Consider the following 4,224-nt stretch of genomic DNA (forward strand, 5'->3'; position numbering starts at 1 on the left):
TCGCTGTACGACACGCTGGGCCAGCGCATCGCGGTGCAGCAGACCGAGCAGTTGTCCAGCGGCACGGTGTCCGCGACCACGCGCGTGTACAGCTATGACGGTGGCGGTCAGATCCTCGGTCGCACCGACGGCACGGTCAGCGGCACGGGCAGCAGCGCCACCTTCACCGCGCTGGCCGGAGCGACCACGGCCAATCCGGATGCGCTGGCGCCGCAGCACGATGTGTATGCCGAGGGCCACGGCATCGCCACCCTGGGTGCGACCGGCACCATCCAGCTCAGCGACGGGCTGAGCGCGCCGGCCGCCACGGCCCGCAGCAACGAATACACGGCGCAGGCCGGGGACACGCTGCAGAGCATCGCGCAGAACGTCTACGGCAACGCCACGCTGTGGTACGTGATCGCCGATGCCAACGCCATCAGCCTCGACAGCAGCGGCAACGCCATCAACCTCATCGCCGGCACCACGCTGAAGCTGCCGGCGGTGAGCAACGAGCAGAACAGCAGCCAGACGTTCGACCCATACAACCCGCTGCAGCGGATCGGCAGCACCACGCCGGCGCTGGCCTACATCCCGCCGCCGCCGCAGCAGCACTGCAACGACCTGACCACCCTGATCGTGGTGGCGGTGACGATTGCGGTGACCGTCTACACCGCGGGCGCGGCGGCCGAAGCGCTGGGCGCGGAGGCCACAGGCACCACCGCGGCTGGCGTCGGTGCGACGGGTGCGGCGGCGGCTGCGGGCAGCAGCACGGTGAGCGCAATCGGTGCGGCGGCGTTGACGGGCGGGACACTGACAGCCGCCGGGGGCGCGACGCTGGGCCTCGGCACGGATCTGCTGGCCGCCGGCATTGGCGGCTTTGCCGGCAGCGTGGCGGGGCAACTGGCCGGGCAGGCGCTGGGCGATGGGGCGGGCTTCAGCCTCGAACAGGCGCTGGCCGGCGGCCTGACCGGGATGGCCAGCGCCGGGCTGGGCGATCTGGCCGGGAGCAACAACCTGTACCAGTCGATCGCCAAGGGCGACATCGGCAACGCCGTGCTGCAGGGCGGGGCAATGGATCTGGCCGGGATCGCGGCCAATCGCATCGTCGGGCTGCCCGGGGCCTTCAGCTGGGCCAGCGTGGCGGCGGCGTCGCTGGCCGCCGGGCTGTCGGCCGACCTCGCGCCCAAGGTGCTGGGCGATCTCAGCCTCACCGCCAACACGATGCCGGGCGACATCGCCCAGGGCCTGACCAGCGGGGTGATCGGGCGCAATGTGGACCTGGCCTTGGGGCAGGCGGCACCGAGCTACGGCACCATCGTGGGGGACGCCTTCGGCAACGCCATCGGCAACGACCTCTCGGGCGTCGATGCTTACCGGCAGGGGCAGGTGCAGTACCAGCAGCAGCAACAGCAAGAGGCGATCGCCGCACTGTCGCCCACGCAGCACGACAACTACACCCTGCTGCTGCAACGCGGGCTCGCGCCGGCCCAGGCACTGGCACTGGCCACTCAGCTGGCTGCCGCGCCGATGATGATGGAGAGCGCAGCGCAGCAGCAGTCAGTCTATGCCAAGGAGACAGCCACCGGCAGCACGCTCAGCGGCAACGCGACGGCAGCTTTCTGGAGCGCGCTGGACCAAGGCACCGCGGCGGGCGGCACGCCGCTTGATGCGGCAACAGGCGCCTGGCAGATCGCTGGCCTGGTGCCGATCACGGCACGCGTGAATCAAATGAGCGCGAAATTGGCCACGATGTCTCCCTTGGACACAAGGTACTACCCGCTGCAAGCGGAGATCACCGCGCTGACCACCGCGTTGATCAGCCAGGACGTGTACTTCAATCAGTCCATCCCGCAGATCCTGCCCAACGGCATCACGCGACTCAGCAGCGAAGGATTGGCCCAGAGCAAGCTGGGCAGTGTGCTGACCGCGTCGATGCTCTCAGACCCAACATCCGGGTTCTTCTCGGCGGTGTACGCCGACAAGGGCCCGCTGAGTCCGCTCGACCAGAACTTCATCATCGCCGATCGAGGGACGCAAGGTGGCCTGCTGGGGCCGGACTGGAGAAACAACTTTGAGCAGGGATTCGGTCTTGATTCTCAGCAATACGACGAGGCGGCGAAGGTGGCACAGGCAATATCCAAGACTGGGTTCACGAATGTTGTATTCACCGGCCACTCGCTGGGTGGTGGGCTGGCGACGCTGCAATCCGCCATCACCGGGCTGCACGCCTACACCTTCAACGCAGCGGGGGTGAATGACGCGACGTTTGCACGCGCGCATGCGCCCTACGTACAGCAGTTGCCGCAGCTGGTCAGTGCCTACTTCGTCGATCATGAGCTGCTGTCGACACTGCAGGACTATAGCCCTGCTCCGTCAGCCGAGGGCACGCGCATCGAGCTGGCGCCGGTGTTGTTCAACAGCCAGACGCCCAACAGCGAAGCGCCGATCCCGTGGTATCAGGACTACAATCCCAGCGAAATGTTCGCGTTGCACTCGATCGTCGAAGTGGCGCATGCGCTGAACTACCAGCTCAACCAGTTGATGGGTCCTAGCGGAGGCACCAACCCATGAAGCTCATGGAATCCACGACACGATGGCGCGCATTGATCGCGCTGGGGATGATGGCCATGATGATGCAGGCAGCGGGGTGCAGTGAAGTGGAGATCAGCGGCAAGAATGCAGCGGACGTCTTCAAGGATCCGCAGACGCTGGCGCTGGTCGAGGCAGCCTGTCACGGCGACCTCCCGAAGATCGATGCCTTGGTGAAGCAGGGCGCGAATGTCAACGCCACAGGCTATCGGGACACAACGGTGCTTGCCTGGACCATGGCGGCTTGCCACAGCCATCGAGGTGCGGAGCGGCTATTGAATCTGGGTGCGAACCCTAACTACAAGATGGAGGGTGATCTGTCGGTGACTTGGCTTGCGGCCGGCAGTAGCGATCCGAAATGGTTGCCGATGGTGCTGGCGCATGGGGGCGACCCAAATATCAAGGCCGCAAGTGGATTTGAAACAGCACTTTCGTCCGCGATCGAGCAGGACCGAATGCAAAACGTGAAGCTCCTGCTCGAACATGGCGCAGACGTCAACGAGCATTACGCGGGCAACAATACGGCTGCCACGGATGCCGCAGCACTGGCCAAGTTCGATGTGGTCGAAATGCTGTTGAAGCATGGGTACGACTACAATTTGCAAGATCTTACGAATGATGTGTACGTCAGGCGAGTTCCTCCAAACGATCCGATGCATGTCTTTAGGCTTCAGGTCTTGCAACTTCTCGCCGCAAAGGGCTTTCATTCCAACGTGCCGCCGCCGCATGTCGGATGGCCGCCAAGCGCATCGTCCAGTGGCGGAGGCAGTTACCCATAAGTTGTACGCGACGCGCTGAAATTTCTTGACCTGCGACATCGCCAACGGTCAGTTGGTCAACGGAGCCATCGTGCTGGGCAATCCGGCCCCGGCACGGCGCCGAGCTACGAGAACAGCTACGACGCGGCCGGCAACGTGGTCAGCGTGGAGACGATCGGTGGCAACAGCAGCACCGATCTGCTGGCGCAGCGTTTCAGCTACGACCTGCGCGGCGAGCGCACGGGAACGTGGTATCAGGTGGACCTGACGGCGGGGCAGACGGACAACGGCATCGAGTCGACGCAGCAGTACGACGCCGCCGGCCACCTGTTGGCGACGACGCAGTACTTCATGCCGGGCACGACCTACAAGTACTACCAGTCCGGCGACGCGGTGTGGACCACGGTCAACGTGGGCGGCTGGCTGGAGTCGGCGCAGGACACGGCGTACAACGCCGATGGGCAGGTGACCGCGCAGGCCAGCTACGCGCGGCCGGTGAGCAGCGGCATCCAGTGGTACCAGATTGCCGACAACAAGATCGAGAACCTGGGCACGTTGACCGTCGCCGACGAAGAGACGGTGCCGAGCCCGCTGCCGGCGCCGGGCAGTGCCTTCTTCGGCCAGCTCAGCCTGGCCAGTGCGACGACGAATCAGAGCTACGACGCCGAGGGCAACCTGACCGGCTACAGCTACACCGTGCCCAACCAGTTCACGGCCAACTACACGGTCAGCTATCTCAAGCGCGATGGCTATCTGGAGCAGGCCACCGCGGGCAGCAGTTCGACCACGGGCTACACCCCGGCGACCGACACCTCGCTGTACGACACGCTGGGCCAGCGCATCGCCGTGCAGCAGACCGAGCAGTTGTCCAGCGGCACGGTGTCCTCGACCACGC

At 65.4% G+C, this 4,224-nt stretch carries 3 protein-coding genes; all 3 read left to right on the forward strand.

All coding sequences use genetic code 11. The annotated features are described in order from the left end of the window. Positions 1–2,553: lipase family protein (locus tag ACYDAT_RS15740; RefSeq protein ID WP_461451347.1), on the forward strand; the 2,553-nt coding region annotated here is incomplete at its 5' end. Then, positions 2,550–3,350: an ankyrin repeat domain-containing protein gene (locus tag ACYDAT_RS15745; protein ID WP_461451349.1), complete on the forward strand. Its 801-nt coding sequence runs from the start codon at positions 2,550–2,552 to the stop codon at positions 3,348–3,350. The genes ACYDAT_RS15740 and ACYDAT_RS15745, both read left to right, overlap by 4 nt. 144 nt (positions 3,351–3,494) lie before the next feature. Next, on the forward strand, positions 3,495–4,224 hold a 730-nt coding region (locus ACYDAT_RS15750), incomplete at its 3' end, for a hypothetical protein (protein WP_461451351.1).

The sequence above is a fragment of the Metallibacterium sp. genome (genome assembly GCF_054637675.1).